General features: G+C 53.0%; 5 protein-coding genes and 1 pseudogene. 5 read left to right on the top strand and 1 reads right to left on the bottom strand.

Going from position 1 to position 5,168, the window contains the following annotated elements; all coding sequences use genetic code 11:
- The 3 genes from GIW69_RS25905 to GIW69_RS25895 form a co-directional block, all read left to right on the top strand.
- A partial coding sequence (locus GIW69_RS25905) for a helicase C-terminal domain-containing protein (RefSeq protein ID WP_236485626.1) occupies positions 1 to 529 on the top strand: 529 nt, incomplete at its 5' end.
- A gap of 337 nt (positions 530 to 866) precedes the next feature.
- Positions 867 to 1,988: an XRE family transcriptional regulator gene (locus tag GIW69_RS25900; protein ID WP_236485627.1), complete on the top strand. Its 1,122-nt coding sequence runs from the start codon at positions 867 to 869 to the stop codon at positions 1,986 to 1,988.
- The gene (locus tag GIW69_RS25895; protein ID WP_236485624.1) at positions 1,985 to 2,584 is read left to right on the top strand and encodes a PIN domain-containing protein; all 600 of its coding nucleotides are present in this window, start codon (positions 1,985 to 1,987) and stop codon (positions 2,582 to 2,584) included. The genes GIW69_RS25900 and GIW69_RS25895 overlap by 4 nt, the downstream gene beginning before the upstream one ends.
- A 319-nt stretch (positions 2,585 to 2,903) precedes the next feature.
- Here the strand turns inward: GIW69_RS25895 and GIW69_RS25890 are convergent, their stop codons facing one another.
- Positions 2,904 to 3,791, bottom strand: coding sequence for a hypothetical protein (locus GIW69_RS25890; protein ID WP_236485623.1), 888 nt, complete (start codon positions 3,789 to 3,791; stop codon positions 2,904 to 2,906).
- A gap of 149 nt (positions 3,792 to 3,940) precedes the next feature.
- Here GIW69_RS25890 and GIW69_RS25885 point away from each other — a divergent pair, with 149 nt between their 5' ends.
- Together GIW69_RS25885 and GIW69_RS25880 are read left to right on the top strand one after the other, a co-directional pair.
- Positions 3,941 to 4,657, top strand: a complete 717-nt coding sequence (locus GIW69_RS25885; protein ID WP_236485621.1) for a TnsA endonuclease N-terminal domain-containing protein — start codon at positions 3,941 to 3,943, stop codon at positions 4,655 to 4,657.
- Positions 4,647 to 5,168: pseudogene (locus GIW69_RS25880) on the top strand (hypothetical protein); the annotation flags it as partial. The gene GIW69_RS25885 and the pseudogene GIW69_RS25880, both read left to right, overlap by 11 nt.

The raw sequence follows: 5,168 nt of genomic DNA, 5'->3' as shown, positions 1-5,168 counted from the left end.
GGTTTTAACGGAGCCTCAACAAGGAATGCTTGCCTTTGATCTTGTTGAACGGCACGAATTTGATGGTGTCAGCAGTGCCTTTTCCATTTTTGACACGATTCAGAAGCGTATTAAAAGTAATTCATTGCATCCCAATGATATATGCATAGTCTCAACTAATATTGCGATACTGAGAAAGCTGGATCAAAGGTTTAGATTAGCGTTAAACGAAAGAACACAAACGACGTTTGAGAGTGAAGAGGAGCACTTAGAGATACTGGGGCTGCCTGAAAGTGAAAGAGAGGCTGCCAGAAAGCTTATCAGAGACAGTCGTAAATTTTCATTTAATTTAAACAGTGGTCTGGTCAAGTTGTCTACGGTTCAGAGCTTTAAGGGTTTAGAGACGCAAACGGCCATCTATATTTTGATGAGCGATGATAACGAGGAGGCAGTGTATACCGGAATAACAAGGGCCAAGAAAAACCTTATTCTGTTCCTTCAGAAAGGAAATAAATATACCGATTTCTTTTATGCTGAAGTCAGGAGCTGAGCAGTGTTGAATATGAGATCACCCTCTTGCCTCTGCGAACGGTTACCCGTTTTTCAGTCACCCATATGCGTGCGCTGAAATCCCCAGCAAAATGCTTGCGAAGGGCGAGTCGGTTTTTTCATTAGTTCCAGTCGCATCGTTCTTTTTTATGTATTCCCCCGAGATTTTCGTGGCTGCATAAACGTCCAATTACGCGTACGAGCGGCGGCTGGTTTTGCCTCCCTGTCGTTGGGTGCAGGCGGCAGCGCCTCAAGCGTATGTCGGTTTTGACCACCGTATCGTGAGTAAAACTTGATCAAACTTGATTTTGATCGGGTGAAGCACTACATTGGCAACTATGCAAAATACCCTACATACCGAGTCGCTCCGCGCGGCCCTCGTTCAGCGTGGCTGGACACAAAAAGACCTGGCCGATCAGTTGGGGGTCTCGGCGCAGTCCGTCACTAACTGGCTCAAAGGCAAGGATTTTCCTCGTCCAGACAAACTGCTGAAGTTGGCCACCACACTGCAGCTTTCATTTTCACAGTTGGTCGCGCCGCCTCCGGATCAGCCCGTGGTGGCGTTCCGCAAGAAGGCGGGCGCCAAAACCACCGATGACCACATTCTCAAAGCGCTGGGCATCGGCGGCTTACTCAAGCCGCTGGTCGACTTTTTGCCGGAGCTGCCCACCTTACGTACCCAGATTTCGTCGCCCTCCACCAGCTATGCACGCTTGCAGAGCGATGCGTCCCAGGTACGCAATAAATTGGGTCTGGGTGAGCGCAGTGTGCTCGGGTATGAGGCGCTGATCGCCGAATTCAAGGCGTGTGGCGCGGTGCTCGTGCCCGTCCTCTGGGGGCACAAGCAGCAACACAAGAATGGAATGCACATTCTCTTGCCAGCGTCAGATGTCACCTTCGTGTTCATCAATCTGGATACCAAGCTGGAAGACTTTAAGTTCTGGATGGCTCATGAGCTGGCGCATGTTTACACCCCCGAACTGGCGGGGAGTGACGCGGGGGAGGATTTTGCAGATGCCTTCGCCGGTGCCCTGCTGTTTCCTGAGGCCTGTGCTCAGCTCGCGTATGCCGAAGCGGTGCAGGCGTCTAATGCAACTGGGGAGGTGAATGTCCTGCAGCAGCATGCCCGGCATCACCAAATTTCATTGAACACGGTGTTCCAACAAACACAGGGCTATGCGAGGGCAAACCAGCTGCCATCGTTGCGGGTGATTGAAACAACAATCCATAAGGTGCGAAACAGCTCAGAACCCCAACTGGTCAGCACGCTTCTTTTTGATCCGACCCCACCCAAACCCGCGCAATACCTTGCTGCTGCGTCGAATGTGTTTCAGTCAGAGTTCTTCCTGGCGTTGAAGCGCATGATTCGCGAACATGGCACGGGCCCGTCGTATGTACAGCAAATCATGGACGTGTCACTCAGTGATGCCACCGCGCTTTATGGCGAGCTGGCGCGTTGAGTGCGGCGTCCACGCTTGTCTTGCTGGATACCAATGCGTATCTACGGCTGGCGAAGCGTGTACGACCGATGTTGGGCGTTGCGTTTGGGCAGAAAAACTACGTTCTGACCATTCTGAAAGACGTCGAGGACGAAGTGCATCGCAGTGGTGCGCTGAAGTTCAAGTTTCCTTGGTTTGACGGTGAGGATCTCGCCGCTGAGAGAGTGGCGAAGCAGGTTCGCCTCAGTGCTGACGAAAAAGGTCAATTGGAGGCTGCGCAAAGTGTGCTGCGGGGCTGGGTTTTAATGAATCCGGCGGCCTATACCACGGCAGGCCGCTCGCCGCCTTCTTCGACAGACTGCCGAGTGCTGGCGTTTGGCCAAATCCGAAACGCCATTGTGGTCACGGATGACTTGGGCATGCACCAGCTCGCTCAAGACTTCGACATTGCTGTCTGGCATGGTCATGAGCTGCTCAAGAAAATGCTCACGGCAAAGTTGATCAGCAATGAGCAGGTCAAAAGTATCTTCGAAGCGCTGGAGCTCAATGGCGATCTGACTGAGACGTGGCGCCAAGCGAAACACACTGCCTTTGTGAGGCTGTTCGGTAAGGGCTAAATGAATGATGCCCAGCATTGAATGTATTGGCTAAACCTCGCAGACGTTGCGCTTCATGCACTGGGGCTGGCATGCAGAGAGAGCGATTTCTGATCAAAATTTCCGTCTTGATCACCATGCAGAGAGCCATGAGCATGGGGGAGTGCTTGCTCAAAAAATGACCAATTATAAGCCAGCCATAATTTCCCATAATTTTTTACGTGCGCCATACCACCTGGAGAAAATGCCAATTTTCAGCACCAGCTCGGCAGGCCAGAGCCCTGAGTAAGCGTTCCTCAAGGCTTTAATGCTCGGTAGGTGTGTCAATTGGCTCCGGGGTCTAGTTCGCATCGGTTGCTACGGTTTCCAGAACGGGTAAGAACTCTCCATTTTTCTTCGCCTTATCCAGAGCGGCAACGCCTTCCCACTTGAGGGGACTACCGCCAAACAGCTCTTCAGTGAAGGCGCGTGCTAGGTTCCAGAACTTCTCAATCGCCTGTTCCTCTTCGCTCAGCGTGGCCAGGGACAGCCAGTTATCAAACGCTTTGATGGCATGAGCATGATACGCAAGCTCGTGTACCACCCCGGAGGGCTCGGGGAAAACGAACCAGATTTTTTCGAAATAGGGTCGGGCCATGCTAGCCAGTTTCAGAAGGTCGGCGGCGGCTTTTTCTTGCTTGCGGGAGGTGTCGCCAACTCGAATAAAAATGGCAGCCTTCTGCTGTCCGTTGAGCTGGATCATGAAAAATTGGCTAAAAAAATCGGAGTGAGTGACCTTGATGATCTCCCCACCCGGAAAGCCAAAAAAATCCGCGCCCGCTTCTAGGATGGCCGCCGACGCCAAACGCTCATGGTTAGCCACGCGGCTACGTGCCTTTGAACGGGCAGTGGTGGCCGGTGTACCGGCTACGGTGGCGTAGTGCGTTATGGTTTCGCGTAAGGTTTGTAAGGTGTGTTGGTTCGCCAGGGTCGCGGATAGCATGGAAGTTGCGACGACGGCGTCCAGCTGATGCAAGCGTTCCAAGAGCTCAATATGCGCATAGCCACACTTGACCTGTTCCGGGGCCAGCGTAGGCGAAAGGCTGACGAGAAAATTACCGGCCTTGAGCATGCGCGAGACGACTTTGGCGTCATAACCTGCCTCTTGCGCCAATTGTCGAATCAGTAAGTTGATGCTGTCAGTGCCTTGATAGGCATTGATACGAGAACGCACTGCTTGAAAAAGCATGTACCACGGCTGTTTAGCCTGTCTCCCCATTCCTCTTCCCCCACCAATACAAGGGTGTGCCTACCCTTTTGGGTACAACTCACCAAATATTGACAGTCTACCGAGTCGGGGTTATACCTGACAGTTCGAATATTTGGTGAAGTGTACCAATGAAACTTGATACCCAAAGCCCTTCCTTCAGCCGTGACGTCGCCAAGCGCTCCAAGCGAGCGCGAAGGGCACATGTCATGTGCTCGCCGAAAAATGGGTTTGTCGAAATTCGGCTGGAGTCGCGACTGGAGCAATCGGTCGCGCAGGCATTAGAGCTAGACCCCCGGGTGCGGGCCTATCGCGCGCAGCCGTTTACGCTTGATTTAGCAACGGGCGAACGGCTGGCGGCAAAGCACCTGATAAAGCCATCGGGAGCGGTGTATTACACCCCGGATTTTGCCGTGGATCTGGACGACCTACAGGTCGTGGTCGAAGTTAAACCCCACGCATTCGTGCAGGAGCATAGGGTGCTGCTGGAGGAAGTACGCGAGGCTTTGCACCAGCAAGGTTTGCGTTTCATTGTCATCACGGAGGCCGATTTTACTGGCCACTACCTGAGAAACGCTCAACTCTTCATGCAGTACCTGGCGCAAGCTGCCCCTTCCCTTCCCATTTGGGCTGCTGCCTTGCAAGCGCGCGATCCTCATGCGCTGACGGGGCCCGTCACCCAAGTGCTAACCGGCGATGTGCCGCCGAACTATCAGTTGGCCGCAGGAGTTTTGCTTGGACTCATAAAGTTCGACCTGGTACGTCATCTGTTTGAACACATGGATTTTGACATCGTTCCGGCGTTCGGCAGTTTGAGCGCATTCGAGGTCATTCGTTATGAACAGTAATCTGCAAGTGAGCCAAGCCGTGGTTTGGCAGGAGACTTGTTACGTCATCAAGGCGATCAAGCCGACATTGGGCGATATCGTCCTCGAGGCCAAGGGTGGAGTCGAGCGTGCTGTCGATATACGGGCTTTTTACAATCTCATTGCCTCTGGCGAGATTGAGCTGTCGCAACGGCAAATTGAAGCCACGCAGCGCTCCTGGACGGTCAGCGAACAACGCGAGGCTGACTTCCGTCAGCAGCTGCTCGAGTTTCAGCGTTCGCTGGAAAAGCAAGGTCTCGACCCGTCGACGTGCGATGCACAGATTGATAGATACTGTCAGCGGCACGGTCATAAACGCCCGTCAAACAAGACCATTCAGCGCTATCACAAAGATTTAAAACGCTTAGGAAACTCTGAAAAAGACTTTCTGATTTGGCAAAATACCGCGACCCCACCCACCGAGTTTCCCGATGAAGCAGATGACCTTCGCCGACGCCGAGTACGCTGGCAAGCGCAAGCAAACCCGCAAGGA

Origin of the sequence: Pseudomonas syringae, assembly GCF_021605415.1 — a bacterium.
GTDB classification, from domain to species: domain Bacteria; phylum Pseudomonadota; class Gammaproteobacteria; order Pseudomonadales; family Pseudomonadaceae; genus Aquipseudomonas; species Aquipseudomonas syringae_S.
This window is presented reverse-complemented; position numbering and strand designations above follow the sequence as displayed.

Excerpts from the sequence above, each read along its gene's own strand:
- GIW69_RS25900 (WP_236485627.1), top strand. The coding sequence starts at position 867 with ATGCAAAATACCCTACATACCGAGTCGCTCCGCGCGGCCCTCGTTCAG.
- GIW69_RS25890 (WP_236485623.1), bottom strand. The coding sequence starts at position 3,791 with ATGCTTTTTCAAGCAGTGCGTTCTCGTATCAATGCCTATCAAGGCACT.
- GIW69_RS25885 (WP_236485621.1), top strand. The coding sequence starts at position 3,941 with ATGAAACTTGATACCCAAAGCCCTTCCTTCAGCCGTGACGTCGCCAAG.